Genomic DNA, 26,644 nt, shown 5'->3' with positions numbered 1-26,644 from the left:
CTATGATTTCAGGTCTTCCAATTGACGATCCAGGCCCATCAATTCCGAAGTAATGGTGAATTTCTCGCCCAGGGTGAAGGCGCGACCGATGGTGGATGACACGTCCACCAGGAAGTCGTAGACGCTGAAGTTGCGGCCCAGAATTTCCGAGGCTTCCTCGCAATCGACTTCGATTTTGCCGGTGGCTTTCAGCCACCAGTAACCGGCACGGTCTTCAACCACCAGGGTTGGGTTGTCGGCCTTGCGCTCGCCAAGCAGGATTTCGTCGACGATGATGTTGATTTCGTCGGACTTTTTCAGCACCAGCACCACTTCGTTGCTTTCATGCACGACCTGGTTCTCTTCCGAAAAATATTCGTCGGCAAAGGCTTTGCCGGTTTTGGCCATAATGCCCGCGCCGTATGCGTTTGAACTGACTGACATGTTGCTCTCCTTATTTCATGCCTTGCATGACGGTTTTAATGATGGCGGCCTTGTCGAACTTGTAACTGACCTTGTCGGCAAAATCGATCTTCCAGTCGTCCAGTACCCGTTCCAGCGCGGCTTCCACCGCATCCTTGCTGGTGACGCCGGGTATTTCCGGAATCTTGGCGAAGATACCCATGAAGTCGCGCAAGGCTTGCACGGTGCGCGGCAGCCATTTATCGGTCCAGGTCCGCATCATGCGCCGGTTGTAATCGCCGAACTCGGCATCGTCACCCAGGCAGTCGAAGAACATGTCGGAGGTGATGCCCTTGGTTTGCGAGAAATACAGCTGCATCTGGTTGATGAAGAACGGTGTCAGCGTGTCGCCGTAGTAGGACGATAGCCGTTGGAAGAACTCGCGGCGCACGAATTGGCCGAACAGCGGGTCATAGACCATGTGGCAGGCCCAGAGGATTTCGTTCCAGTCGTAGGTCGCTTGCCAGATGTCCTGAACCGTTTCGCGGGCACCCTTGTAGATAGCGCCTTGGGTCCATTCCTTCTTAGGCTCGTCGGTGGATTCCGGAAAACCGGGCACCAGTTTGGCCAAAAAGGTTCTTTCCATTTGAATCATCTGGGCGTTGTCGACCTTGTCGAAACCGATCATCGCGATGCTCATCCGCAGGGTATCGCCCAGGCAGTCGCGCGAGGCCGAGGAGTGAGCGTTGAACAAGCCGTATTCGTTGAAGCAGAATGCGCCCAGATAATCGTTCAACACTTCGTCGCGCCAGGTCGGATCAATGGAGCGGGCCTGGCCTTCGGCGGAATAAGCCAGCAGAAAGCGTTCGGTGTAACGCCATTCCTCGGCCTTGTCCTTCACATAGGGCGCGTGCCAGCGTTTGGCCGGGTCGCGGTGCATATGCCAGTCGGTGGAATGCAGCTCGGTGGTTTCGTTGCCCCAGGACGGGCGACCGCCGTGGAATTTCTGGGTCCAGTCGCCCCAATCCAGGCCGCCGGGTATCCAATCCGGGGTTGGCTGGGCGTAACAGCAAAGCACTTCGTATTCCGATAAACGTCTGCCGCGCGGTTTGACGAAGTAATTCATTTTGCGCTGGGTATCCAGCGGCTGGTCCGGAATCGCATCCAGGATGACTTTCGCCATTTCCGGGTCGGTTAATCCGCGTTTTCCTTGTTGTACTTGTACAGACATTAAGATGTCTCCTTTGAAAGATGATGGGATCGACTTTTATAGTGCTTTCAGCGGGTCTTTAAACACGCAGCCCAGTTTTTTGATGTCGTCCAGGGTCCATAGCTTGCCGTTTTTATCGGTGTGCGGCTGGGCGATCAGGGTTTTGCCGTCGCTGCGCACGCCGTGCTGTTCGGCGATCACTTCCGACAGTTCGCGGCCTTCGTATTGTTCGAACATGTTTTGGCACTCGTAACGTTCGGGTTCGCTCAACCACATGCGTTCGCCCCAATCGTCGCTGAACGAATGACGTTTACCGTTCCACTCGTGTACGCGCAAGGTGCTGGCGCCCTTGCACAAGGATGGGCAGAACGGCACTTGCGAGACGCGGTCGATATAGATCGGATGGTTGTTTTCGATGAACCACATTAGCGGAATGAAGCCGCTGTTGGGGTCCTCGCAGCCGCGCGCGCGCCATTCGTCGTAGATCTTGCCGTAGTGGTCGTACCAGCCGGGATAGTTTTCCTCGAACCAGTCCATTTCTTCCTGGGTCGGCAAGGTCAAGCGGAAGAAGCCGGTCGGCCACAACGCATATGCCAACAGGAACAGGTCATGGTGTGCCCAGTAAGCGTCTTTCTTGGCGTCGCGCAGGCTGCGTGGCGACTCGACGCCGTATTTGCCCAAGCGGCCGATCCAGATGCCACCCCAATCTTCGTAAACCCAGCGGTTCCAGGTTTTAACCCAAGGCTCGACCTTGAATTTGGAGCCGTACTCGAACAGCATGCCCAACACCGGGGTGAAGTATTTTTGCTGGGTCCAGAAGGCGTTGTTGAGGTCGGTGTTCAAGTATTTCGAAGCCGCTTCGTCGTTGGCGATCGACACCACGGTTTGGTAACCGTTGGCCATGTGCCGAAGTTCGTCGGTTTCGATCGACAGGAACACGGTCGGAGTGATTTCGTCGCCGTTGGCGGCCGCCCATTCGGTGATTGCGACGATCAACGGATTGGTAAAGCAAGCTTCACCCACCAGTTGCAGGTTGATCGAACATTCGACCGCGTCGCCGGAGATGAAGCCGTCCGAGAATACCCGTTTCATGCCTTTCCACAGCGGGCCGATGGTGCGGGTGCGGCGGGCATCGTTATGGCCGGCGGGATCGTGGTAATGCTTGCTGTAGTAATAGTTGACGTAGCCGCATTGGTTGGTGTGGCGAATCTCGTCCAACACTTGGGCCAGATAGCCGTTTTTTTGCTCCGGCGCGGAAGCGGAATCCCACAGCATGCCGGTCGCGGCGATGGCGTTGTATTCGCCCACTTCTAGGAAGTTGGACGCGACTTTCATGGTTTCGCCCCATTTTGGATGCACGCGGTTGCCGGCATCCAGACGGGTCAACACGTCCTGCAAGCTGCCGAACTGGCGTTCGTCCTTGACCGATTCCATCCTGGCGTATTCCTTGGCGATCAGCTTGAACTGTTCCTTGGTTTCGTTGGCCATTTTGTATTTGGTGGGGTACTTGGTGCGGTTTTTATCAAAGTCCCAAGTAAAACTTTGTAACCAGCGGTGAACTTCCTGGGCATTGACGCTGGTCGGTGCGCGGTTGATGGCCAGCGCATCGGTTGCGGCTTTGGTAGCAGCACTTATAGCCATGTTGACTCCTCATAGATTGGTTTATAGGAATAAATGAGGCCGGCGCCATTCAACGGTTGGGAGCTTTTCTGTCGTCTTGAACGGCTTTCATCGTTTGCTCTGGCGCCAGCCTCCATGCACTAGAGCAACATGCGTACCAGTATTGGTGTTATTTTAAAAGCCTATAACTATTAACGAGTTGCGTATAAATGGCTCCTTTGTTTGTAAGAGCCGGGCTGCCGTAATAGCGTTTAGAAACTAGACAGTGCTTAAAAATCAAACGTCCAGTTTTATCGTGCAAGCCGTAAGGCGCCGCGTTGTTCTCCCTTTCTCGCGGACGGTAGAGTTCCGGCCGCCAAGTAGGACGGCAACGGTTGCTCGACTGCTGTGTGGAGCGGTTGGCTCTGAGCTACAATGCCGATTTCTATTGGAAATTGAGAGTAATGTATGAAACTGGTTACGTTTATCTGTAACGGACAAAGCAACATCGGGGCGTTGATTGATGATGCTATCGTTGCGGCCAGCGGCGAACTGCCAAACGACATGATGGAATTTTTGGCGGCGGGCGAATCCGCCAAAACCGAATTGCAACGGCAAATCGATAGCAGCGCCCCCCGCATTCCGATGACTGCCGTTACCTTGCTGGCGCCGGTTCCAAGGCCGGGCAAGTTTCTTGGGATTGGATTGAACTATGCCGACCATATTAGCGAAACCGGGCGGGAAAAACCGGAATATCCAACGTTTTTTACCAAGCAAAGTACCTGCGTGATTGCCAACGGCGAGGCGATTCATGTGCCGAATATCTCCGAAAAAGTCGATTACGAAGGCGAGTTGGCATTCGTGATTGGCAAGCGTTGTAAAAATGTGCCGGTTGATAAGGCTCATGAAGTGATTGCCGGTTACACGATTTGCAATGATGTCACGGTCCGTGACTGGCAGCAGCGCACGCCGACCTGGACCTTGGGCAAATCCTTCGATACCCATGGGCCAATGGGGCCCTGGCTGGTGACGGCGGATGAAATCGCCGATCCGCATAATCTCGGCCTTAAAACTTGGGTCGACGACGAATTACGGCAAAGTGCCAATACCGGCGAGATGATATTCAACTGTTACGAAATGGTGGCTTATCTGAGCCAGGCCATGACGCTGGAACCGGGTGATGTGATCAGCACCGGTACCCCGGCCGGCGTTGGCGTGAAAATGAAACCGCGCGGTTATCTAATGCCTGGACAAACCGTGCGGATTGAAATCGAGTCTATCGGTACGCTGACCAATCCGGTAATTGCCGAGCCGGAATAATTCGTCGTTAAATGACGGTATTAAGCCTGGATTAAGTCGCTGTGGATTATGCTGAATTCGACATAAAATTGAGGCATTTGCCAAGAGGCAATTATGAAGATCTTACCCGTGGTTTTTTCGGTACTCATGCTAGGGGTGTCGGGTTGCGCATACAACGGTTATCAGCGCGGATATGTCGGCTATAGTTCCGGCCATTCCAGCGCTTATGTTGGGCAAAGTTATTATGATTACCCGGTCAGATCGTATTACCAGCCGGGTGGCGTTATCCGTTATCAGCAGCAGTATCTGGCGCCGAGTTACCCCCATCTGCATGATGGGCACGATGATTGGCGTGGGCGCGATAGGGATTGGTCGAGTTCAGCGCGTCGACAAGGCGGTTCTCGGCAACATGGAGAGCACGGCGAGCAAAAACGCTGGAGCGAAGATAGATCGGACTCGCCACATAGACCTTGGGCGGCTCGAGCCCAACAACGTCAATCCAACAGTGAGTCGAGACGTGATTGGCGGCCCGACCGGGAATTAAGGGGCAGTTTAGGCAGGTTGCAACATCGTTCAGGGCCGTCTCCATTTTCCATGGAGGGCCAAGACCGGCACGGTTTTGGCCGCCGTCGCGATTGATGGTCGAAGCGGTGGAATCGGACTGAAATGGCCTTAAAGCTCGACGCGTATGCCCAACTCGATGACTCTATTCACGGGGATTTTGAAAAAGGCAATCGCGCTTGCGGAATTATGGGTTAAAAATTTAAACAAGGAGCGCTGCCAAGTAGGCATCGGGTTTTTGCGGCGGAAGGACAAACGTTCGCTGCCGATGAAAAACGAAACGGTCTTTTGATCGATGTCCAAGCCTTCATGACAACATAATTGCAAGGCGCGGCGCACGTCTTGTTCTTCTTGAAAGCCGAAATACAGTTTTACCCGGAAAAAATTGCCGGTATCGCCAAACGAGCGAATTTTTACCCGGTGTGCTTCGTCGACATAGGGTTCTTCCTTGGTGACTATCGTCAGTACCACGATTTTTGAATGCATGACATGGTTGTGTTCCAGGTTATGCAATAAAACCTGCGGTACCCCATGTAAGCTACGCGCCATGTAAATGGCCGTACCTGGGACCATGGCCAAGGGACGATCCTTTAATTGTTCCTGTAACTCTTCGAATAGTACGCGTTTCTCTTCCAGATACCTTGCCAGCATTTCCTTGCCTTTTATCCAGGTGGTCATGATGGCAAATACTACTCCGGCAACAGCCAACGGCAGCCAGGCGCCGGTCGGGATTTTGAGGCTGTTGGACAATAGGAAGGTCAGATCGATCAACAAGAATACCGATAAGAAGGCGATGCTGGTGATTTTACCCCATTGCCATAGGGCCTGAATCACGATGAAGGCCAGAATGGTGTCGACTATCATGGTGCCGGTTACCGCAATACCGTAAGCGGAGGCCAGGGCCGAGGAAGACTTGAAGCTCAAGACCAGAATCAAAACCGAAGCCATTAACAGCCAGTTGATGGACGCTATATAGATCTGCCCCACGCCTTGGTTGTAAATATGCTGAATATCCATGCGCGGGCAATAACCCAGCTGAATCGCCTGGCGGGTCACCGAAAACGCGCCGGAAATGACGGCTTGCGAGGTGATCACGCTGGCCAATGTCGCCAAGATCAACAAGGGGTATTGGGTCCAGGCCGGTGCCAGCAGATAAAAAGGATTGGCCAGCGCGTCGGGATTATTGATCAGTAATGCGCCCTGACCGAAATAATTCAGTAGCAAAGCCGGAAATACGAATCCAAACCAGGCTAGCCGAATCGGCTTTAAGCCGAAGTTGCCCATATCGGCATATAAAGTCTCCGCGCCGGTAATTACCAATACCACCGCGCCCATGATCGCAAAACCGTGCCAACCTAGTTCGACCAATAAATTCGCTGCGTAATAGGGGTTGATAGCTATCAATACGCTAGGATAACGAAGGATGTTGATCAGCCCCAGAATAGCCAGCACGGAAAACCAGGCCAGCATGATGGGCGAGAAAAATTTGTTAAGGTGGCGGCTGCCCTTGGTTTGCAATAAAAATAATGCGGCGAGCACGATTAGGGTGAGCGGAATTACCAGGTTTTCGAAACGGGGAGCGATGACTTTGATGCCTTCGATGGCGCTGAGTACCGAAATGGCCGGTGTAATGATGCTGTCGCCGTAAAACAACGAGGCGCCAAGCAAGCCGAGGGTGACGATCAGCAATTTGCGTTTCGGCTGCAGTTTGGAGCCTTGCAAGGCAAGAGCCATCAAGGCGATGATGCCGCCTTCGCCCCTGTTATCGGCGCGCATGATATAAATAGTGTATTTGGTGGTCACTACCAGGGTCAATGCCCAGAAAATCAACGACAAAACGCCCAGGATATGAAGGGTATCGGCGGGTAGTCCGCCATGAAACACTTCTTTAACCGCATACAACGGGCTGGTGCCAATATCGGCGAAAACCACGCCAATAGCGCTTAAAGCCAAGCTGGATAGCGGTTGTTTGGATTGGACGGGGTGGTTTGCGGACATAAGGTATCTGCGGAAAAGAGACAGGTGTGGAAATTATGCCACATATTGTATTTTCTACCTCTAAATTGTAATCGGGCCGAGGGCGTTTCCGCGTTGCAACGTCCATGGAAAAGCAGATCAATTTTACCGCGTGATTAGGACTGACGCCGAATCCGATTATCCCTTACAATGCGAGTAATTTTGATCAGTTTGTCATACAACTGTTTTTTCATTACAAAAGCAATGAGGGTGCTTTGCAGAACAACGATTTGGCATTATTCGGCGGATCATCGGCCAACATGACAATGAGAGGGCGGCGTTTTTGGGTGGCTTTGCTGGGCGAAGAACGGCCAAGCCATATGATGTTGCTGTTGACATTACTGGTTTTGCTGTTGCACGTTTGGTTATTGACATGGCTGATGCGGCCTGTCGAGAAAATCACCGAGGCCGTGCCCTTGGTGATGGAAGTCTCCATGATTGCCATCTCGGCGCCGAAGCCGGCCGCCGCACCACCCAAGCCCGCGCCACCGCCGCCGGAAAAAAAGCCGCCTCCTCCGAAAAAGACGCCACCTAAACCGGTTGTCAAAAAAACTCCGCTGGTTGTGCAAAAGGCCCCGGATTTTGCGCCAGCCGAACCGGTTGAGCCCGCGCCGGCGCCAACACCTCAGGTCACGCAGTCGGCCAGCACGAGTAATGCCGCGCCGAGTCAGGCCGTGTCGACCAATACCGCGGAGACTTTTACCGAAGCCAATTTTCGAGCCAACTATGCCCACAACCCCAAGCCGGAGTATCCGACCATAGCCAAGAGTCGCGGCTGGCAGGGAAAAGTCTTGTTGAGGGTCAAAGTGTCGGCCGAGGGTTTGAGCGATGCAGTTGCCGTCGAACAATCCAGCGGCCATGAAATACTCGATGAATCAGCCATTGAGGCAGTTCAAAAATGGCGATTTATTCCCGCAAAACGCGGCGAAACACCCGTAGCCAGTTCGGTCATCGTGCCGATTGTATTTACCTTGCGCAATTAAAATCAGGAGACTTTAATGCCTTTTCATGTTGAAACTGCCTTCATCATTGATGGCACTTTGTACACGCTACTGGCGTTTTCGCTGGTGACGTGGACTTTGATTTTTTTCAAAGTCTGGCAGTTTGCCAAAAATAATTATTACAACAAACGCTATGGCGTCGCGTTTTGGGATGCCTCCGATCTTAAGGCCGCCGAGCAATTACCGGACGACATAAGACGCGGCCCCAAATCGCGCATCGCCGCCTGTGGTTTTGCCTGGCTGGCTGAATTGAATGACCCGGTTGCCGCGGCCAGTCTGAAATTTCGCGGTTCACCCCAGGATTTGCTGGAGCAGGCCTTGCGCAAACAGACTCAACAAGAACAAGGCAGCATGGAAAGCGGCTTGACCATGCTGGCCAGTATTGGCAGTACCGCGCCGTTCGTCGGTTTGTTCGGTACCGTGATGGGGATCATGAATGCCATGCATGATATTAGCGCCAGCGGCTCGGCCAGCCTGGATGTGGTGGCGGGCCCGATTGGCGATGCCTTGATCGCCACCGCCATCGGTATCGCGGTGGCGGTACCGGCGGTCTTAGCCTATAACTTTTTTCAACGCCGCGCCAAACATCACAGGGCCTCGCTCGAACATTTTGTCGACGGTTTTTTACATATCGCCTTTGGCGACAGCTCTACCAAGGAGTAGGAGTAACTCGATGGGATTTAAAACACAATCGGACGACGACGACGCGGTTAGTGAGATTAACGTCACGCCGCTGGTGGATGTCATGTTGGTATTGGTGATTATTTTGTTGGTTACCGCACCCTTGTTAACCCAATCAGTGAACGTGGCGCTTCCCAAAACAGCATCCACTACACCGGATGTCGACAAGCAGCCCATGCAGCTGGGTATCGATGCCCAGGGCGGCGTGACACTTAATAAAAATCCCATTGCCGATTTGGCGATGTTGGAAGCGACACTGCAAAAAGAATTAGTTGCAAACTCGGACCTGACCGTGCATGTTTACGCCGATCAAGCGGTAAATTACGGTAAAGTCGCGGAAGTGATGGCGGCCGTGCAACATGCCGGTATTGCCAAGTTGGCGTTTGTGACGTTGGAGAAATAAGTCCGGTGGCGGTTCGTTACTCCGAGAGCTAAAGGCTCAAGGCCGCCGACTTATTTTTAGTAGCGATATTTTTTTCGATATATTCGATCATCAAGCCGGCAATGTCCTTGCCGGAGGCTTTTTCTATGCCTTCAAGGCCCGGTGATGAGTTGACTTCCATCACCAAGGGGCCGCGCTTGGAACGCAGTAGGTCGACGCCGCAGACATTCAGGCCCATGATCTTGGCCGCCCTGACTGCCGTGGTGCGCTCCAGCGGTGTTAGCCGTTCCAGTGTGGCGCTACCGCCGCGATGCAGGTTGGAGCGGAACTCGCCTTCTCGGCCCTGGCGCTTGATGGCGGCTACCACCTTGTCGCCGATCACAAAGCAGCGAATGTCGCTGCCCTTGGCTTCCTGAATAAACTCCTGCACCATGATATTGGCATTCAGGCCCATGAAGGCCTGAATCACGCTACGGGCAGCGTTGTCGGTTTCAGCCAGTACCACGCCTATGCCTTGCGACCCTTCCACCAGTTTGATGACCAGCGGCGCGCCACCGACTTCGGCGATTAGATCCTCGATATTATCGGGATTATGGGCAAAAGCCGTGATCGGCAGGTCGATGCCCTTGCGGGCCAGTAATTGACTGGAAGCCATTTTGTCGCGGGAGCGGCTGATGGCGGCCGAATTATTCAGGCAGAAAGTGTTCATTACCTCGAATTGCCGCAGTACCGCCGTGCCATAGAACGTGATCGACGCGCCGATGCGCGGAATCACCGCATCATAACCGACCAGATTTTCGCCTTGGTAATGAATCGATGGCTTCATCGAGGTGATGTTCATGTAGCAGTGAGTGGGATCCAGCACTCGAGCTTGATGGCCGCGTGCCGTGGCGGCCTCCAACAGACGCACGCTGGAATGCAGCGTGGCATCGCGGGAAAGAATGGCTATTTTCATTCAGAAAAGCTATTCCGATTACAGCCGGATCGCGTCAAAATCATAGGCATGGCGATGAGCGGCTTGCGGGTCGGCAGTCCGATTTCTGATTAGCCAGTAGGTGTTCAAGCCGGCTTGGCTAGCGGCATCCAGTTCTTCCTTGATGTCGGACAGAAACAGGATTTCCTCGGGTTGAAGCTGAATCTGTTCGGCAATGCGTTGATAGGACACGGCTTCCCGCTTGCCGCCGATATGGGTGTCGAAATAGCCGGAAAACAGCGGTGTCAAATCGCCGTATTCGGTATGCCCGAACAACAGCTTCTGGGCGTGGACCGAGCCGGAGGAATACACGTAAAGCGCGTAGCCGGCTTCTTTCCAGGCATTTAAGTTTCGGACGGCATCTTCGTAAAGGTGGCCGTTGAAATCGCCCCGCCGGTAGCCAGCTTCCCAGATTAGGCCCTGCAAGGATTTCAGCGGCGTGATTTTTTGATCGCGGTCTATCCAGTCTATGCATTGGGCGACGAGTTGTTCTAGGCCCAATTCCGAGCCGGCTTCGCGACGGGCATCGGCTAGCAACGCTTTAACTTCGGCTTCATCCTGGTGTTGCTTTACAAACTCCGGCAAATGGGCGCGGGCGTAGGGAAACAACACATCCTTTACAAAAGACAGCGATGAAGTCGTGCCTTCGATATCGGTGACGATGGCCTTAATCATAATGTCGCCAGATAGTGGTCCAGGGTAGGGAAGCTTTCCGCGATCGGATTGCCGGTATATTGCGCCACCCAGCCGTCTTCGGTGGTGAACAGGCGGATGCATTTGAAATCGGGATTTTCGCCCATGTCGAACCAGTGTGTGGTATTAGCCGGAACGCTGATCAGGTCGCCCTGTTCGCACAACACCGCATACACCTTGTCGGCTATATGCAGATAAAACAGGCCGCGTCCTTCGACGAAGAAGCGTACTTCGAACTCGCTGTGGGTGTGTTCGGACAGGAATTTTTGCCGCAATTGATCCTTGCTGGGATGGTCGGCTTTCAAGCTGATCACGTCGGCCGACTGAAAGCCGTATTGTTGCTTGAGCCTGTCTACCGAACCTTGATAAGCATTCAGGACGTCTTGCGCTTCGGCGTCGGCGCCGAATTCGCATTCGGCCCGCCAGCGCTCGAATTGTACGCCGATGGCATGCAATTGTTCGGCGATGGCGGCAAACTCGCGCGTGGTGGTACCGTTTTGAGGTTGGTCAGCTCGATAGGTGGTTAAGGCGCTCATGCTTGTTTTACTCCGTGCAAACGTATTTCACAATCGAATAAAAATTCCAATGCTTCCAAATGGCGTAGCGTGTCATTCACGGAAGGCCCCCACGTGTAGAAACCGTGGCCGGCAATCACATAGGCATGAATATCGCCGTGCTTATCCAGATGATTTTCCACCACGGCGGCCAGTCGCGGAATGTTCTGGTCGTTAGGGAAAATCGGGATGGCGATGCGGGTTTCGTGAGTGTCTATGCCGGCCAGGGCTTTCAATAGCTCATAATCTTCCAGCACGATTTCATGTTTAAACAAGCGCGCGGCCAGCGTGGCATTCATCGAGTGCGGATGCAAAACCGCTCGCACCTCGGGATAGCGCTGGTAAATAGACGTGTGCAGCAGAGTTTCCGCCGAGGGTTTCTTGCCGTCCAGCGACTTTCCCTCTGCGTTGATCAACATGATGTCGTCGCGCTGCAAATGGCCTTTATGGCGGCCGGAGACGGTAATCGCGATATTGCCGTCAGCCAATCGCGCGGAAAAATTGCCACTGGTGGCGGGCACCCAGCCTTTATTGTCGATGAAACGACCGGCGGCAATCAGCTCGTCGGCCTTGCTGTAAAATTCGTCGGTTTTTAAAGTCATCAAGAAAGATTTTGCGAATTGCAAAAGAGAAGAGAAAGAGTTGGCCTGTAAGCCGGGTTCTGTCGAGAACAGCCATTCATCTAGGCGACAGGTCACCCTGTCGCTCAAGCAATCTACCCAGGAACCGCGCGGGCCACGCGTATGTTCCTCTATTTGATCTTGCTCCGGGTGGGGTTTTCCCTGCCACGCCTGTTACCAGTCGCGCGGTGCGCTCTTACCGCACCATTTCACCCTTACCGAGTTTCGAAAAACCAGGCGGTATATTTTCTGCGGCACTTTCCGTAGGCTCGCGCCTCCCAGGCATTACCTGGCACCCTGCCCTATGGAGCCCGGACTTTCCTCCCTCTCATTTGCATGAAACGGCGGCTGTTCGGCCAACTCTGCTGCTGATTATACAGAACTTCCCGGTCGAAAGGGCACGGTAATGTAGACAAATGTTGCTTAACCCTGGCTTTCGCTACTCTTTTTTTCACGCTCTTCTCGAGCATGTTCCTGTTTGGCGAATATTCTGAGGATATCGGTGGCGGACAAAATGCCTACCAGCTTGTTGTTCTCTACTACCGGCAGGGCGCCGATACGGTGCTCGGCCATCATCGCCGCGGCATCCGACAGTAGCGTATCGGGGGTGACGGTATAGACCCCACGGTGCATGATATGCACTACTTTTTGAGATATGACATGCAGCTGGGTGTTGTCCTTATTGGCTTCAACCGCATTGGAGTTGCTTTTAGGCCCCAGAGCCTTGTACAAATCGCGGTCGGAGACGATACCCACCAGTTTGCCTTTTTCCACCACCGGCAGATGACGGATTTTTTCGTAATGAATTAAAAAGAAAACCCGATCGATCAAATCATTGGGTTCGACAGTAAATACTTTGCTGGTCATCAGCTCGGCGACGCGCATGGTGCTCTCCTCATTAGAATTAACCGTAAAGAATAAGGAAATAGGCGCTGCTTGACAAGAATAAATCAGTCTGACGAGTGTTGCCTTGCCAGGCGATTAAGATGAATTTCGGTTTAACGGCTTTAGTGTATGGTGGCTAATTGAGCGCCATGATCAAGTAAAAATGACGGCGGGACTGCTTGGGGAGGAAGAGGTAAATGTCCAGGTTTCGAGCTATTCAATTAAGCAAGCCGGGCTGAAGCGGCAAGGGCGCCGAGAGCCATCCCTGCCCGGATAAAAGCATATTCCTTATGCTAGTATCCGGGTTATTCCTTGGCATCTTAATTTTCCATGTTCACGGGGGAGAGAACTCAAAATCCCTGACACCTGACATATTTATAGCGAAAGTCATGCCACTTTTATAATCCTTGTTTTTACTAGGCCTTGAAGGAGTGATCGGTACAATCTAACAGATAAACTATGTTATTTAGCCTGATGAAGTAGGGATTTCACCTGTTTTTATAAAAACAAGCCGGCTTGTTCGGCTTGCGTTGCCGAATCAGGGATAATGCACAATTATTTTCACTCCATTAGCCCATTGAATCGTTATCAAACTTCACGTTACTCACGTCAGCCAGTCAAAACCTATCGGGCCGCAACTTCCGTATCGAAACGCTTGCTGCGTGGTTTGGCCTATTTTGTAATCGCGTTATTGCTTAGTTCAATAGTCTTGACGGCAATCTTGCGTTTCCTGCCAGCGCCGACTTCGGCATTTATGTTGCACCAGCATATTGACGACTTGGTTGCGGGTAAGTCTTATCGGCCCATTCAGCAGCACTGGGTTAGCAATGCACAAATATCCAAGTACGCATTTGCGGCTGTTATCGCATCCGAGGACCAGCGTTTTTATCAGCATTATGGCTTTGATCTTGATGCTATCTACAAGGCATACAAACATAATTTGAGGGGCGGTAAATTGCGCGGGGCCAGCACTATCAGCCAGCAGGTGGCGAAAAATTTATTTTTGAGTCCCGCGCGGAATTTTGGGCGCAAGATATTGGAAATCTGGTTTACCTTGTTGATTGAAACGTTATGGGATAAATCCAGAATTTTGGAGATGTATTTGAATATCGCCGAATTCGGCGATCATTTGTATGGTATTGAAGCTGCCAGCCGGCATTACTTCGGTATCTCCGCCAAGCGGCTTTCAGCTAGCCAGGCAGCACTATTGGCCGCTACTCTGCCGAATCCAGCGGCATTGAAGGCTGATAAGCCGACGGCCTATTTAGGTCGCCGGCAAAGCTGGGTTTTGCGGCAAATGCGTAATTTGGAGCCTTGAAAACGGAGCTTGAAATTAAATGTCCTGCTCATCCATTTGATCCGATTTAAAATCCAGATCGGATGGAGTCTGATCCGAAATCAAATCTTTCAAATATTTATACAGCAGACGTGCCGATTTCGGCGGTTTATCTTCCTTGGCCTCTTTTTGCGCATTCCGTTGTAATTGACGAATATGCTGGCTGTCGGCATCGGGATAATCGCCCATCAACAGTGTCAATTGGCGATTGCCGCTATCGGCCAGCAATTGATCGCGCCAGCGTTCAGCTTGATGGTGTTCTCTTACCGCGTGCGCGCTTCTGTTTTTCATTCGAGCCAGCTTTTCTTGGACGGCTTCGGTATCCAGCGTTCTAAGTTGAGCGGTAATGTATTTCAGCAAACGTTTACGCGCGGCGTTTTGGCCCATTTTTCCCGCATCGAATAAGGCAGACTCAACGCGCTCGGGCAAATTAAATTCGGTGATTTGTGCCGGAGTCAATTGGCAAATCTCCTCCGCCATTGCAAAAACGAGGGCAATTTCTTGCTTGATTCGAGTTTTATTGGGGCGTACCGCGTAATACTCGACGTCTTCATCGTCTTCTTCTTGGTAATATTCTTGATCTATCATTTCAAACCATTGCAATTAAAAAAAGCACAAACATCACGACTAAACCTATTGGTAAAACCAGGCTCTGCCAATCGGCTGGGGTTTGCTTGCCGCGCGCGATGGCGGCATTGATGCCGGGCCGCACCCAAAATAGCAGTAATAAAGCCAGTGCACCGAGCGCGAGGTTTTCCATGGTCGACATGATGACTCCAATCGGTTGGTAGTATTGATGAGGCTGTACAAACTCAGTCTTGTCGGCATTCTAGCAAACCTTGGCGCCGTCACATCGATTTGCTTTGGCTAGGGGTTAAAAAACTCATCCGAATCGAACGATGAATTAAATCTATTTGTCGTCAGTCAGCCTGAAATGGGCTGGCAAAGTGTTTTAATCGGCATAATGGTTCCTGTGGATAAGTCTGTGAGTAAGTTGCCGAGGACCGGTGTTTACACTCAATCGGCCTGACATACAGCTAAAGCGCATGGCGAGCAGTTTTGTACTTTAGTTATTACAAATCAAAATGTTACAAACTATGTTTCAATATCAATCAGTTGGACTGTCAAGTGCATTTCCTTTCTATGTTTTTGATGCAAAATGTGCATAAACTGAAGGAGCGAATGGTTGCCGACAGACGCCTGGAGGGTAATTTTTGGCCGGCGAGGTTCTATGCCTACGATAAATTTGCGATAATCACCTGTTTTTAATTGAGTTGATACATGTGGTTTAGAAATCTGGCGGTTTATCGTTTTACCGAGCCCTTCACATTAACATCCGAGGTTTTGGAGCAAAAACTGCAGCAACAACCGTTTCGCCCTTGCGGTGGGCATGATGAATTCAGTTTCGGCTGGACTTCGCCTCTTGGAAAGGCATCCGATGCCTTAGTGCACGCCAACAATGGCTTCTTCATGCTGTGCGCAAAAAAAGAGGAAAAAGTCATCCCCGCTTCGGTCATCAACGAAATGTTGCAAGAAAAAATCAGCGAAATAGAGGAGCTGGAGGCGCGTAAATTACCTGGAAAGGAGCGCACGCGGATCAAGGATGAACTGATTTTTGAGCTGTTGCCGCGCGCCTTCTCGTTTTCGCGTAAAACTTACGCCTATATCGATAGCCAAGGCAGCTGGCTGGTCGTGGATGCGGCATCGGCGAAAAAAGCCGAAGATTTGCTCAGCCAATTGCGCAAATGTCTGGGCTCGCTCCCGGTCGTACCCATCGGCGCATCGATCAAGCCGGCAACGGTGATGACTCAATGGTTGCTGCATCATGACGCGCCAAAAGACATTGTCATCGAGGATGAATGCGAATTACGTTCTCCCGAAGAAGAAGGCGGCATCATTCGTTGTAAACGCCACGATTTGGCGTTGCCGGAAATCAAAAATCATCTCGACAACGGCAAGCAAGTGATCAAGCTGGCGCTGAGTTGGGCCGAAAGATTATCGTTTGTGCTGGATGAAAATCTGTCAGTCAAACGCCTGAAATTTCTGGACTTGATTCAGGAGCAGGCCGCAGACATCGAAACCATCGACGAGGTCGAGCAATTCGATGCCGATTTTTCTATTATGACGGCGGAACTTGCCCAGTTCTTTCCGCGTCTGCTTGAATTGTTTAATGTCGAGGGTAATGCCTAATGAAACGTGCGTTGTTATCTTGCCTATTGGCGCTCACCAACACGGCTGCATCGGCGCTCACTTTGCCGGCGCCCGATCGGCCGGGTGACAGTCTGATCGGCAGTCCGCCGCATCAGGTTAAATATGTGCCGGCGAAATACGAAGACACTCTGATTGATATTGCGGTTGAGCACCGGCTGGGGCAGGACGAAATTGTGCTGGCCAATCCGCATGTCGATCGCTGGCTGCCGGGGGCGGGAACGCCGGTGCGCATCCCGACCAGTTTCATACTGCCCAACGCGCCACGCAAGGGTATCGTTATCAATTTGCCGGAAATGCGAATTTATTATTACCCCGACGCTAACACAGTCGTTACTTACGCCATCGGCATCGGCAGAGAAAATAACTGGAAGACCCCGTTAGGTAGAACCCAAATTGCCGGAAAAATGGAAAACCCTTCCTGGACGCCGCCGCCGTCTATCATTGCCGAACATTTGGCGGAGGGTGATGTGTTGGAACCTTACTACCCGCCTGGACCGGACAATCCACTGGGTTTGTTTGCGTTCCGTCTGGGGATTCCCGGCTACTTGATTCACAGCACCACAAAAACCAACGGCATTGGCATGCGCGTCAGTCATGGTTGTATTCGGATGTATCCGGCCGATATCGAACAATTTTTCCCGATGGTTAGGACGGGTACTCAGGTCAACATCGTCAATCAATCCATCAAGCTAGGCTGGTATCACGATACTTTGTATATGGAGGTCTACCCCGAGTTGGAGGAAATGCCGGCGACATACGAACAACGCTTGCATACGGCATTAAATTTGATCGAGCAAGCCAATGGCGGACAAATGCCGGTGATAAAAGGCTCGGTGCTTAAGCTAGCCTTGGAAAAAGCCACCGGCATTCCAGTTGCCATTTTCGAGCGCCCCGTCAGCACTACCGCTCAAACTCAAGCGCAATAACATTCAAACAGCAATAAAAAAGCCCGTGAGCCTTGCGGTTCACGGGCTTTTTAAATCAACAACAGCAATAAAGCTTATTTGTGTTGTGATTTTTTGAACATACGGTCCAATTTGCTGTTGGTATCTTGAGCATATTGAGCAGCACGGTTAGCAGCAGCTTCGGCAGCAGCAGCTTTAGCAGAAGCTTCAGCAGCAGCAGCTTTAGCAGAAGCAGCGTCGGAAGCGGCAGCAGAAACTTGTGGTTTCAGGCTGTCGATTTGACCTTGCAGGTTTTCGATGTCTGATGTGCTTGCGCAACCAGTAGCCAGAGCAGCAACAGCAACAAGTGCGGATAATTTTACAGCTTTCATCATGGTTTTCCCCTTGATTGTGGTTTAAAAAACAGAAAATACATACGGTGGCAATTTTCCAACATTTTTTTGGATTTTACCAACATTATTTCACGGTCACTAGCGTCCCTTCTTCAACGTATTGGCTGAGGCGATCGATTTGATCATTCCGTAAAGCAATACAGCCATGAGTCCAGTCAAATACTTCGTGAATACTTAAACTCCCGCTCCCCAATCCATGTATGCCAATTTGACCGCCCAAATCGGTATTTTGTGGCGGAATTTGGCCAGTGGTTTCGGCTCTAGCAATGGCGTCATAAGTATCTCGATTAATCTGGCCTTTTAGCAAGGCTTTTTCGGCATGCTCAACATTGGGATAGGTCAAACCAAAAAACTTACGGAAAGCACTTTTTTCATTGATCCAACCGATCCGATAATTGCCGAGTGGCGTAATATCGTCTCCACGATGCTCCTTGGTCCCGGCTCCTTTTCGGCCAATAACCACATTTTCTAATATTTCCAAGGTTTCATCGCCTTTTTTGACTTCAAGATTGCGAGTATGGGTATCGATTAGCAACCAGACGTCGGGGTCGGCGGCCCAACTGCTGGATGAAACAATACAAAAGCTTAATATCAAATTTCGTAGCAACGTTTTCTGTCTCATGGCCAATGTTTCGGTAAATCTACAAATTGCTAAAGTTTTAGTGTAAGTTAAAGACTTCCAATTGTCGCATTAAGGGTAGCGCATGCAAACAAAAACCTATAACACCACACCCTATGATGACCAAAAACCAGGTACATCGGGTTTACGAAAAAAAGTTAAAGTTTTTCAACAGCCTCGGTATCTGGAAAATTTTGTCCAATCCATTATCAATAGTTTAGAAGATTTTCAGGGAAAAATTCTAGTTTTAGGTGGCGATGGCCGATATTTTAATCGCCAGGCGATTCAGATCATCATCAAAATGGCGGCCGCTAACGGTTTTGGCGAGCTGATCATAGGTCGGGGCGGGCTGTTGTCAACCCCCGCCGCATCCAACATTATCCGCAAATATCAGGCTTTCGGCGGCATCGTGCTGTCGGCCAGCCATAATCCCGGTGGCCCGGACGAAGACTTCGGCATCAAATACAACGTCGGCAATGGCGGCCCGGCACCGGAAAAATTCACCGATGCCTTGTACCAAAACAGCAAGACAATCAGCAGCTACCAAATCGCCGAAATTGACGATATTGATCTGGATGCCGTCGGTGAACTGCAAATCGACGGCTTGAAAATTCGCGTCATCGATCCGGTTGCCGATTATGCCGAACTGATGGCCAAGATTTTCGATTTCAACTTGATCAAACAAAGCATAGCGGCAGGTCTGATTACGTTAAAGTTCGACGCGATGCATGCCATCACCGGTCCTTACGCCAAACATATTCTCGAGCACGTGCTGGGTGCCGCGCCGGGTTCGGTATTCAACGCCATACCATTGGAAGACTTCGGCGGCGGTCACCCGGATCCTAACATGGCGCATGCCCATGAACTGACCGAAATCATGTTCGGTGACAACCCTCCCGTTTTTGGCGCGGCTTCGGACGGCGACGGCGACCGTAATATGATCATGGGTGCCAATATTTTCGTTACGCCCAGCGACAGTTTGGCCATCATGGCCGCCAACGCCCGCTCCATTCCCGCCTATGCCAAGGGGATCAGCGGCGTGGCGCGCTCGATGCCGACCAGCCAGGCGGTCGACCGCGTCGCCGACAAATTGAGCCTGCCTTGTTACGAAACCCCGACCGGCTGGAAATTCTTCGGCAATCTGCTGGACGCCGACAAAATCACGATTTGCGGCGAGGAAAGCTTCGGTTCAGGCTCCAATCACGTCCGCGAAAAAGACGGATTATGGGCAGTATTGTTCTGGTTGAATTTAATCGCTCGTAAACGCCAATCTGTTTCGGACATTGTGCATGAGCATTGGCAAAAATACGGCCGCGATATTTACTGCCGCCACGATTACGAAGCTGTCGACTCCGATAGCGCCAACGGTATAGTCGAACACTTGCGTAGCCAATTAAGCGGCCTGCCCGGAAAAAGCTGGGGCGATTACACGGTTAAATATGCCGACGAATTCAGTTATACCGATCCGGTCGATAACAGTGTCAGCAGCAACCAAGGTATTCGTGTCGGCTTTGCCAACGGTTCGCGCATCGTCTTCCGTCTGTCCGGTACCGGCACGGTAGGCGCTACCCTGCGTATCTATCTGGAGCGCTACGAGCGCGACGTACGCAATCACGACCAGGATGCTCAAGTCGCTCTGGCGGAGCTGGTGGATATTGCCGAACAGCTTTGCCAAGTCAAGCAACGAACCGGTAGGACTGAACCTTCAGTAATTACTTGATCGGCAAGGGCATTGACCAAATTCTCGCATTGCTTGATTTAGCTCCATTTTACCCCCCCAACCCCTTCATAATATGAAAGTTGGGGGCGATTTTATTAGGCTTTCATAATGCCTGATCGTTTAAAATATCGCCCCAGTTGACCGCCACTCCAAATAAGCAATGGCGGCTAATGCCTCTTGCCCTTCGAATTAACCTTGATGTCCACCAAACTGAATCCGCAACAACAAGCCGCTGTTAAAATCATTGATCGGCCTTTATTGGTGCTGGCGGGCGCCGGCAGCGGCAAGACCCGGGTCATTACCGAGAAAATCGCCTATCTGGTACAGCAGGGGATTGCCGCCCGGCACATCGCGGCGGTAACGTTTACCAACAAGGCCGCTCGCGAGATGAAAAGTCGGGTCAGTCGCTTGCTGGACGACAAGCAAAGTCGCGGCCTCAGGGTTTCGACCTTCCATTCATTAGGGTTGGATATCCTGCGCGCCGAGCATAAGACTCTGGGTTACAAAGCTACCATCACCTTGTTTGATGAGCAGGACCGTTTGACCTTGCTGCGCAACCTGATCAGTCATGGCATGCAAGATTGCGACATCGATCAGGTCGACGACTACAACCGACAAATCGGCCAGTGGAAAAACGCTTTCGTCACCCCGGAGCAAGCCGTCAGCAGAGCTGATAGTTCAAGTTTTTCGGCTGCGCTGCTCTACGACGCCTATACCCGTAGTTTGAAAGCCTATAACGCGGTGGATTTCGACGATCTGATTTTGCTGCCGGTGCTATTGTTTCAACAACATGCGCCGGTATTAGAGAAGTGGCAGAATAAAATCCGCTATTTGCTGGTGGACGAGTATCAGGACACCAATATCACCCAGTACCAACTGGTGCGTCTATTGGCCGGCAATCTCGGCCGTTTTACCGTGGTCGGCGACGACGATCAGTCGATTTACGCCTGGCGCGGGGCTCAGCCGGAAAACTTGAGTCAATTGCAAAAAGATTACAATCGGCTGCAAGTCATCAAGTTGGAGCAAAACTATCGTTCATCCGGCCGCATTTTAAAGGTGGCCAATCAGTTGATCGCTAATAATCCGCATACCTTCGAGAAAAAATTGTGGAGCGAGCTGGGTTACGGCGATCCGTTGCGGGTGTTGAGCCATAAGTCCGACCAACTCGAAGCCAAGCAGATCGCGGCGGAAATCGTGCATCATCGTTTCAAGCATGGCGGCAGTTATGCCGATTACGCCATCTTGTATCGAGGTAACCACCAGTCGCGCTTGTTCGAACGGGAATTGCGCGAAAACAATGTGCCGTACTTCATCAGCGGCAATGCCTCGTTTTTTAGTTTTGCCGAAATCAAGGACGTGCTGGCTTATTTGCGCTTGATGGTCAACCCCGGCGACGACGCGGCGTTTTTACGCATCATCAATACGCCCCGGCGCGAGATCGGCCCAACTACGCTGGAAAAACTGGGAGCCTATGCCAACGAGCGCCACATCAGCTTGTTTGACGCCTGTTCCGAGTTTGGTTTGCAGCAGCGTTTATCCGACAAGTCGGTTTCGCGCCTGCAAAAATTCCGCGAATGGATCATCGAAACCGGGCAAAAAATCGAGCGCGAGGACACCTTCAAGGTGATTCATCAAATGCTGGAGCAAATTCATTATCAGCAATGGTTGCAGGAAAACAGCAAAACGCCGGCGGCGGCCGAGCGGCGCATGAGCAATGTGCTGGAATTGATCGAGTGGCTGCAACGGCTTGCCGGCAATGAAGAGGGGGTGGAGAAATCGCTGGCCGATGTGATTGCCAAGGTCATGTTATTGGATGTGCTGGAGCGCAACCAGGAACAGGAGGCCGGCGACCAGGTCAGCTTGATGACGCTGCATGCCGCCAAGGGCTTGGAGTTTCCGCATGTGTTTTTGATCGGCATGGAAGAAAACTTGTTACCGCATCAAAACAGCATCGAAACCGACAATATCGAAGAAGAAAGGCGGCTGGCCTATGTCGGCATTACCCGAGCCCAAAAGACCTTGACCTTTAGCTATTGCACTCACCGCAAACGCTACGGCGAGATCAGCGAATCCGAACCCAGCCGTTTTTTAAGCGAATTACCGGATGAGGATTTGGAATGGGCCAACAGAAAACAGCTGGCCCCTGAGGAAATCAAACAACGGGGTAAAGCCAGCCTGGCGCAATTGAAGTCGATGCTGGCTTGATCCGAGCCAGCATCGGGCAATGATTTATTGCAATACCGCGAAGAAGGCTTCGCCACCCCGTTGCAGGTTGACCAGTAACGGCGCGCGTGGATTGACGACCTGTTTCAATTCATCCAGGCTCCTGACCCGATAGCGATTGGCGGTGATGATGATGTCGCCCGGACGTAGGCCGGTTTTCCATGCATGGGAATTAGTTTCGATTTTTTCCAGCAAGATGCCTTCAATCTGATCCTTGGTGGTCGGACTCAAGGTGGCGCCTTTTAAGGTAGGATGCAAGCTATCGCCAGCCAATTGCGGGCGTTTCGGTTTGCCTATGGTCGCATGCAGCGTTTTGCGTTCTTCCCCGCGCATGACCTCTAACTCGACAGTATCGCCGATCTGCAATAAGCCGATGGCCGTACGGATCTGGCTGCTGCCATTTTTGATTTCCTGGCCGTTGACCGCAACGATGATGTCGCCGGGTTCCATGCCGGCCTTTTCGGCGGGCGAGCCGGCTTCAATTCGGCTGACCGCCGCGCCGTGCTGGCTTTTCAAATTGAAGGCCTTTACCAGTTCCGGGGTTAAGTCCTGCGTGGTCACGCCTAACAAACCGCGCCGTACTTCGCCGTGTTGAACCAACGACTCCATCAGCTTGATCGCCATATTGGACGGAATCGCAAAACCGATGCCGACATTGCCGCCACTGGGTGCCAGTATCGCGGTATTCATGCCGACAAATTCACCGCGTAGATTCACCAGCGCGCCGCCGGAGTTGCCTGGATTGATCGATGCGTCGGTTTGGATGAAGTCTTCATATCCTTCAATGCCGAGTCCGGAACGGCCCAGAGCGCTGACGATACCGGAGGTGACGGTTTGCCCCAAGCCGAACGGGTTGCCGATCGCCACCACAAAATCGCCCACCTTTAATTGATTGGAATCGGCGATTTTCAGCGCTGTCAGGTTGTCCGCCGGAATTTGAATCACCGCCACATCCGCCTCGGGATCAGCCCCCAGTAACTTGGCATTCAGTTGCCGGCCGTCGCGTAGGGTGACGGTGATGGTATCGGCTTTGTCTATGACGTGGTTGTTGGTCAACACATAGCCTTCATCCTTGTCGATGATGACGCCCGAACCCAGGCTGTTTCGTTGTTGTTGGCGCGGGTTGTTGGGTATGCCGAAAAAATGGCGGAATACCGGATCGTTCATCAACGGATTTTCCTGCATCTTGACATTGGTGGAGGTCGAGATATTGACTACCGCCGGCATGCTGCGTTCCAGCATCGGCGCCAACGAGGGCAAATTTTCACCCTCGACTTGCAGCGGCAATGCGGCGCGAGCTTGCAAGCCGGCAAACCCTAGAACAAAAATCAGCAGTATTTTGGTTTTGTTGATCATAATTTTGCTTCCAGCAGTTAAGTTGCGACTAATGACAATCTGGCTAAAAAAATGTTTCATTGAAAATATTAACGCATAATCGTCTATGATACCCACTGTTACTCGCAGCAATTTACAGCGCTCTAATCCCGCATAAACCCATGGCTGTCGATACCCAGTCCGAAGAAGCACGCATCATCCGGCAATTGATACCCGTATCAACTTTGCCTTCCCATAAATTTGCTAATTTGTGCGGACAATTGCAAATCGAAATTGCCGAACAAGGGCAGTTCTTGTTCAGGCGCGGCGATGCGAATTGCGATCTGTATTATCTGCTGGATGGCTCGGTCGATTTGCAAACCGAAGCGTTTAAAATCGAAACCATTACCGCGGGTAGCAATTCCGCGCGCTTTGCGATAGCCCATCAATGCCCCAGAAAAGTCGACGCGGTTGCCGGCAGCAGAGTTCAGTTTTTACGCCTGAATGCTGATATGATGAAAACGTCTCAGGAAACAGCTTACGAAGAGAATGAAAGCATTATGATGGTCGAAGATTTGGAAGACAAAGATGACTGGATGACGACATTATTGAAGTCACCCATATTCCGGGGGCTTCCACCCGCCAATTTGCAAAAAATCCTGATAAGCCTGGAAGAGGTCAGTTATAAAGCTGGAGAGGTCATTATTAATCAAGGCGAACAGGGTGATTATTATTACATCATCAAAAAAGGCCAGGTCCTGATCAGCCGCAAACCGACACCCAACGCCAAGGAAATTAAACTGGCACAATTGGGCGATCTGGATACCTTCGGCGAGGATGCGCTGATTTCCGATGAGCCGAGAAATGTTTCGGTTACCGCGCTGGTCGAGAGTTCGTTGTTGCGGCTGAACAAGGAGCAGTTTATCAAGCTGATCAAGATTCCGTCGCTAAAATATATCGAGTTTCAAGATATTCAGGACTGCGTGCGCAATGGCGCCGATTTGATCGACGTCAGAGGGCCGGACGAGTACAAGAAAAGTCATCTGCCGAACAGCATTAATGTGCCGTTTTTTTCGTTACGCATGTATTTCAAAAGCCTGAACCGGCAGCGGCCGATTATTGTAGTCTGCAAGGACGGCAGAACCAGCGAAACCGCTGCATTTATTTTACTGAGGCACAAATTCAATGCGCTGATTCTGAGGGGCGGTATCGCCAAACTCCGGCCGGATCAATTACAGGCGGAGCCCGCGTTATTTGTGATTGATGACAGTAATGAACCTGGCAGTTTTTCCGGGTCAGCCAGTCAGCCTGAATCAAGAATACCTTCCGAAACCGGCAATGTATTGTCGGAGGCAACCGATTTGCATCAGCTTGTGCGGGAACTCAAGGCAAAATGTAGTGCGCTGGAGGCCGATAAAATGGCTTTGGAGCTGAAGTGCGCTTCAATAACCAGGCAACTGGAGGCGTTGAAGGCCGAGCTGGGGAGAATAAAAGGCGGCGGCTAGTTCGAGCAGTTATGCCAAACTAGCCTGTCGCTTTTGAAGCAGTAACAACCAAAGGTTTATTTGATTTTGGCTTCTTTGTAAATCACATGTCTGCGAACCACGGGATCAAATTTTTTGATCTCCATTTTCTCGGGCATGGTTTTTTTGTTCTTGGTGGTGGTGTAGAAATGGCCGGTGCCTTCGCTAGAAACCAATTTGATTTTGTCACGCATGTTAATTCTCCTTAAACTTTTTCGCCGCGGCTACGCATGTCAGCCAACACAGCATCGATACCGTTCTTGTCAATAATACGCATGCCTTTCGACGATACTCTCAGGCGAACCCAGCGGTTTTCGCTTTCCACCCAAAATCTGTGGTGATGCAGATTCGGCGTAAAACGTCTTTTGGTTCTGTTCATTGCGTGTGAAACGTTGTGCCCGGTGACGGGACGTTTACCTGTTACTTGGCATACTCTGGACATGACTACCTCAATGCGAGCGTTTGATTCAAAATAGCCGAGCTTTATACCAAAAAAACTTTTACCGGTAAACCACCTTATGAAAAATAAATTTGATAGAATTTTAGCATTCTTTATCGAACACTTATGAAAACAGGACTTTAATGACTCTCAAATTCGGCATGGTCATGGACCCCATAGACCAGATCAACATCAAGAAAGACACCAGTTTCGCCATGCTACTGGAAGCGCAATCGCGCGGCTGGGAGTTGCACTATATCGAATTGGGCGATCTGTTTTTGCGCAATGGCGAGACTTTTGCCCGAACCCGGATTGTTAAGGTTCAGCGCGACGAAAACCAATGGCATCAGTTTCTTGGCGAGCAGGAACTTCATCTGGCCGAACTGGATGTGATCCTGATGCGTAAGGACCCACCCTTCAATCAAGAATACATTTACGCCACTTATATGTTGGAACAAGCCGAGCGTCAGGGCGTTTACGTGGTCAACAAGCCGCAGTCACTGCGCGATGCCAACGAAAAAATGTATACCGCATGGTTTCCGCAATGCTGCACCGACACGCTGGTGGCCCGCGATCCGCAAAAAATCCGTGATTTTTTGCAACAACACCGTGAAATCATCCTGAAACCGCTGGACGGCATGGGTGGAGCGTCGATATTCCATGTGCGGGAAAACGACCCCAATCTGAGCGTGATTCTGGAAACCATGACCGAGCACGCCTCGCGTTACATCATGGCGCAAAAATATCTGCCGGCAGTCAAGGACGGCGACAAGCGCATCTTGATGGTCAACGGCGAACCGGTACCTTATTGTTTGGCCAGAATTCCAGCCAGCGGCGAAACCCGCGGCAATCTGGCCGCCGGCGGCCGCGGCGAGGGACGCGAACTCAGCGAACGAGACCGCTGGATTGCCGAGCAGGTTGGCCCGACGCTACGCGAAAAAGGTCTGGTATTTGTCGGCCTGGACGTGATCGGCGACTATCTGACCGAAGTCAACGTCACCAGTCCAACCTGTGTGCAGGAACTTGACAAGCAATTCGGCATCAACATCAGCGCCCAGTTAATGGATCACATCCAATCTCGCATGGATTCCAAGTAACACCGTTAAT

The 26,644-nt window shown here is 51.5% G+C and carries 28 protein-coding genes and 1 other RNA gene; 12 read left to right on the top strand and 17 right to left on the bottom strand.

The features are described 5' to 3' along the window. Genes mmoB through mmoX form a run of 3 tightly spaced genes read right to left on the bottom strand, consistent with a single transcriptional unit; the run spans position 1 to position 3,232 of the window. Positions 1-423 (bottom strand): methane monooxygenase regulator MmoB, encoded by a 423-nt coding sequence (gene mmoB, locus IVG45_RS15830; RefSeq protein ID WP_196434763.1) that lies wholly within the window; start codon positions 421-423, stop codon positions 1-3. 10 nt (positions 424-433) lie between these two features. Next, on the bottom strand, positions 434-1,612 hold the full coding sequence (mmoY, locus tag IVG45_RS15825; RefSeq protein ID WP_196434762.1) for an aromatic/alkene monooxygenase hydroxylase subunit beta: 1,179 nt from the start codon (positions 1,610-1,612) through the stop codon (positions 434-436). 36 nt (positions 1,613-1,648) lie between these two features. After that, positions 1,649-3,232 (bottom strand): aromatic/alkene monooxygenase hydroxylase subunit alpha, encoded by a 1,584-nt coding sequence (mmoX, locus tag IVG45_RS15820; protein ID WP_196434761.1) that lies wholly within the window; start codon positions 3,230-3,232, stop codon positions 1,649-1,651. A gap of 426 nt (positions 3,233-3,658) precedes the next feature. On the opposite strand from mmoX, the gene IVG45_RS15815 reads away from it, so the two are divergent. Both IVG45_RS15815 and IVG45_RS15810 read left to right on the top strand, forming a co-directional pair. Further along, positions 3,659-4,510, top strand: coding sequence for a fumarylacetoacetate hydrolase family protein (locus IVG45_RS15815; protein ID WP_196434760.1), 852 nt, complete (start codon positions 3,659-3,661; stop codon positions 4,508-4,510). A 93-nt stretch (positions 4,511-4,603) separates the two neighbouring features. After that, positions 4,604-5,128, top strand: coding sequence for a hypothetical protein (locus tag IVG45_RS15810; protein WP_196434759.1), 525 nt, complete (start codon positions 4,604-4,606; stop codon positions 5,126-5,128). Between the two features lie 33 nt (positions 5,129-5,161). Here the strand turns inward: IVG45_RS15810 and IVG45_RS15805 are convergent, their stop codons facing one another. Beyond that, positions 5,162-7,048: a potassium transporter Kup gene (locus IVG45_RS15805; RefSeq protein WP_196434758.1), complete on the bottom strand. Its 1,887-nt coding sequence runs from the start codon at positions 7,046-7,048 to the stop codon at positions 5,162-5,164. Between the two features lie 278 nt (positions 7,049-7,326). Between IVG45_RS15805 and IVG45_RS15800 the strand changes: the two genes are divergently transcribed. The 3 genes from IVG45_RS15800 to IVG45_RS15790 are packed head-to-tail and all read left to right on the top strand — an operon-like array spanning position 7,327 to position 9,151. Beyond that, positions 7,327-8,049, top strand: coding sequence for an energy transducer TonB (locus tag IVG45_RS15800; protein WP_196434757.1), 723 nt, complete (start codon positions 7,327-7,329; stop codon positions 8,047-8,049). A gap of 15 nt (positions 8,050-8,064) precedes the next feature. Then, complete coding sequence (locus IVG45_RS15795) at positions 8,065-8,730, top strand: MotA/TolQ/ExbB proton channel family protein (protein ID WP_196434756.1); 666 nt, start codon at positions 8,065-8,067, stop codon at positions 8,728-8,730. 10 nt (positions 8,731-8,740) lie between these two features. Further along, positions 8,741-9,151, top strand: a complete 411-nt coding sequence (locus IVG45_RS15790; protein WP_196434755.1) for an ExbD/TolR family protein — start codon at positions 8,741-8,743, stop codon at positions 9,149-9,151. A 28-nt stretch (positions 9,152-9,179) separates the two neighbouring features. On the opposite strand, the gene rimK is transcribed toward IVG45_RS15790, so the two are convergent. The 6 genes from rimK to IVG45_RS15760 all read right to left on the bottom strand — a co-directional run bounded on the left by rimK (position 9,180) and on the right by IVG45_RS15760 (position 12,855). Beyond that, positions 9,180-10,085, bottom strand: a complete 906-nt coding sequence (gene rimK / locus IVG45_RS15785; protein WP_196434754.1) for a 30S ribosomal protein S6--L-glutamate ligase — start codon at positions 10,083-10,085, stop codon at positions 9,180-9,182. Positions 10,086-10,103: 18 nt separating this feature from the next. Then, a complete protein-coding gene (gene mtnC / locus IVG45_RS15780) occupies positions 10,104-10,778 on the bottom strand; it encodes an acireductone synthase (RefSeq protein WP_196434753.1) in 675 nt (224 codons plus the stop codon). After that, positions 10,775-11,332 carry a 1,2-dihydroxy-3-keto-5-methylthiopentene dioxygenase gene (locus IVG45_RS15775; protein ID WP_196434752.1) on the bottom strand — a complete coding sequence of 186 codons (558 nt, stop codon included), beginning with the start codon at positions 11,330-11,332 and terminating at the stop codon, positions 10,775-10,777. Before IVG45_RS15775 ends, mtnC begins: the two co-directional genes overlap by 4 nt. Further along, positions 11,329-11,952, bottom strand: coding sequence for a methylthioribulose 1-phosphate dehydratase (locus IVG45_RS15770; RefSeq protein WP_196434751.1), 624 nt, complete (start codon positions 11,950-11,952; stop codon positions 11,329-11,331). The genes IVG45_RS15775 and IVG45_RS15770 overlap by 4 nt, the downstream gene beginning before the upstream one ends. A 32-nt stretch (positions 11,953-11,984) precedes the next feature. Beyond that, positions 11,985-12,334: RNase P RNA component class A (gene rnpB / locus IVG45_RS15765), an RNA gene on the bottom strand. Positions 12,335-12,393: 59 nt separating this feature from the next. Beyond that, positions 12,394-12,855, bottom strand: coding sequence for a CBS domain-containing protein (locus tag IVG45_RS15760; RefSeq protein ID WP_196434750.1), 462 nt, complete (start codon positions 12,853-12,855; stop codon positions 12,394-12,396). 547 nt (positions 12,856-13,402) lie between these two features. On the opposite strand from IVG45_RS15760, the gene mtgA reads away from it, so the two are divergent. Beyond that, positions 13,403-14,173, top strand: a complete 771-nt coding sequence (mtgA, locus tag IVG45_RS15755) for a monofunctional biosynthetic peptidoglycan transglycosylase (RefSeq protein WP_196434749.1) — start codon at positions 13,403-13,405, stop codon at positions 14,171-14,173. A gap of 15 nt (positions 14,174-14,188) precedes the next feature. Here the strand turns inward: mtgA and yjgA are convergent, their stop codons facing one another. Next, positions 14,189-14,779 (bottom strand): ribosome biogenesis factor YjgA, encoded by a 591-nt coding sequence (gene yjgA, locus IVG45_RS15750; protein WP_196434748.1) that lies wholly within the window; start codon positions 14,777-14,779, stop codon positions 14,189-14,191. Between the two features lies 1 nt (position 14,780). Then, a complete protein-coding gene (locus tag IVG45_RS15745) occupies positions 14,781-14,960 on the bottom strand; it encodes a hypothetical protein (RefSeq protein ID WP_196434747.1) in 180 nt (59 codons plus the stop codon). Positions 14,961-15,472: 512 nt separating this feature from the next. Here IVG45_RS15745 and rdgC point away from each other — a divergent pair. Together rdgC and IVG45_RS15735 are read left to right on the top strand one after the other, a co-directional pair. Beyond that, positions 15,473-16,381: a recombination-associated protein RdgC gene (rdgC, locus tag IVG45_RS15740; RefSeq protein WP_196434746.1), complete on the top strand. Its 909-nt coding sequence runs from the start codon at positions 15,473-15,475 to the stop codon at positions 16,379-16,381. After that, positions 16,381-17,328 (top strand): L,D-transpeptidase family protein, encoded by a 948-nt coding sequence (locus IVG45_RS15735; RefSeq protein ID WP_196434745.1) that lies wholly within the window; start codon positions 16,381-16,383, stop codon positions 17,326-17,328. Before rdgC ends, IVG45_RS15735 begins: the two co-directional genes overlap by 1 nt. Before the next feature lie 74 nt (positions 17,329-17,402). On the opposite strand, the gene IVG45_RS15730 is transcribed toward IVG45_RS15735, so the two are convergent. Both IVG45_RS15730 and IVG45_RS15725 read right to left on the bottom strand, forming a co-directional pair. Then, the gene (locus tag IVG45_RS15730; protein WP_196434744.1) at positions 17,403-17,681 is read right to left on the bottom strand and encodes an Lpp/OprI family alanine-zipper lipoprotein; all 279 of its coding nucleotides are present in this window, start codon (positions 17,679-17,681) and stop codon (positions 17,403-17,405) included. 82 nt (positions 17,682-17,763) lie between these two features. Next, complete coding sequence (locus IVG45_RS15725; RefSeq protein ID WP_330165366.1) at positions 17,764-18,234, bottom strand: L,D-transpeptidase family protein; 471 nt, start codon at positions 18,232-18,234, stop codon at positions 17,764-17,766. A 169-nt stretch (positions 18,235-18,403) separates the two neighbouring features. Here IVG45_RS15725 and IVG45_RS15720 point away from each other — a divergent pair, with 169 nt between their 5' ends. Both IVG45_RS15720 and rep read left to right on the top strand, forming a co-directional pair. Continuing rightward, positions 18,404-20,038, top strand: coding sequence for an alpha-D-glucose phosphate-specific phosphoglucomutase (locus tag IVG45_RS15720; RefSeq protein ID WP_196434742.1), 1,635 nt, complete (start codon positions 18,404-18,406; stop codon positions 20,036-20,038). Positions 20,039-20,236: 198 nt separating this feature from the next. Further along, on the top strand, positions 20,237-22,243 hold the full coding sequence (gene rep / locus IVG45_RS15715) for a DNA helicase Rep (protein ID WP_196434741.1): 2,007 nt from the start codon (positions 20,237-20,239) through the stop codon (positions 22,241-22,243). Positions 22,244-22,267: 24 nt separating this feature from the next. Here rep and IVG45_RS15710 read toward each other — a convergent pair whose 3' ends face one another. Then, positions 22,268-23,617: a DegQ family serine endoprotease gene (locus tag IVG45_RS15710; protein WP_196434740.1), complete on the bottom strand. Its 1,350-nt coding sequence runs from the start codon at positions 23,615-23,617 to the stop codon at positions 22,268-22,270. Between the two features lie 140 nt (positions 23,618-23,757). Here IVG45_RS15710 and IVG45_RS15705 point away from each other — a divergent pair, with 140 nt between their 5' ends. Continuing rightward, positions 23,758-25,080 carry a cyclic nucleotide-binding domain-containing protein gene (locus tag IVG45_RS15705; protein WP_196434739.1) on the top strand — a complete coding sequence of 441 codons (1,323 nt, stop codon included), beginning with the start codon at positions 23,758-23,760 and terminating at the stop codon, positions 25,078-25,080. A 56-nt stretch (positions 25,081-25,136) separates the two neighbouring features. On the opposite strand, the gene rpmG is transcribed toward IVG45_RS15705, so the two are convergent. Further along, a complete protein-coding gene (gene rpmG / locus IVG45_RS15700; RefSeq protein WP_196434738.1) occupies positions 25,137-25,292 on the bottom strand; it encodes a 50S ribosomal protein L33 in 156 nt (51 codons plus the stop codon). 11 nt (positions 25,293-25,303) lie between these two features. Continuing rightward, the gene (gene rpmB / locus IVG45_RS15695; protein ID WP_196434737.1) at positions 25,304-25,540 is read right to left on the bottom strand and encodes a 50S ribosomal protein L28; all 237 of its coding nucleotides are present in this window, start codon (positions 25,538-25,540) and stop codon (positions 25,304-25,306) included. 140 nt (positions 25,541-25,680) lie between these two features. Here rpmB and gshB point away from each other — a divergent pair, with 140 nt between their 5' ends. Continuing rightward, positions 25,681-26,634: a glutathione synthase gene (gene gshB, locus IVG45_RS15690; protein WP_196434736.1), complete on the top strand. Its 954-nt coding sequence runs from the start codon at positions 25,681-25,683 to the stop codon at positions 26,632-26,634. Positions 26,635-26,644 lie beyond the last annotated feature (10 nt).

Source organism: Methylomonas sp. LL1 (genome assembly GCF_015711015.1).
Lineage (GTDB): Bacteria > Pseudomonadota > Gammaproteobacteria > Methylococcales > Methylomonadaceae > Methylomonas.
Note: the sequence above shows the minus strand (reverse complement) of the source record. Positions and strands in the feature narration are given on the sequence as shown.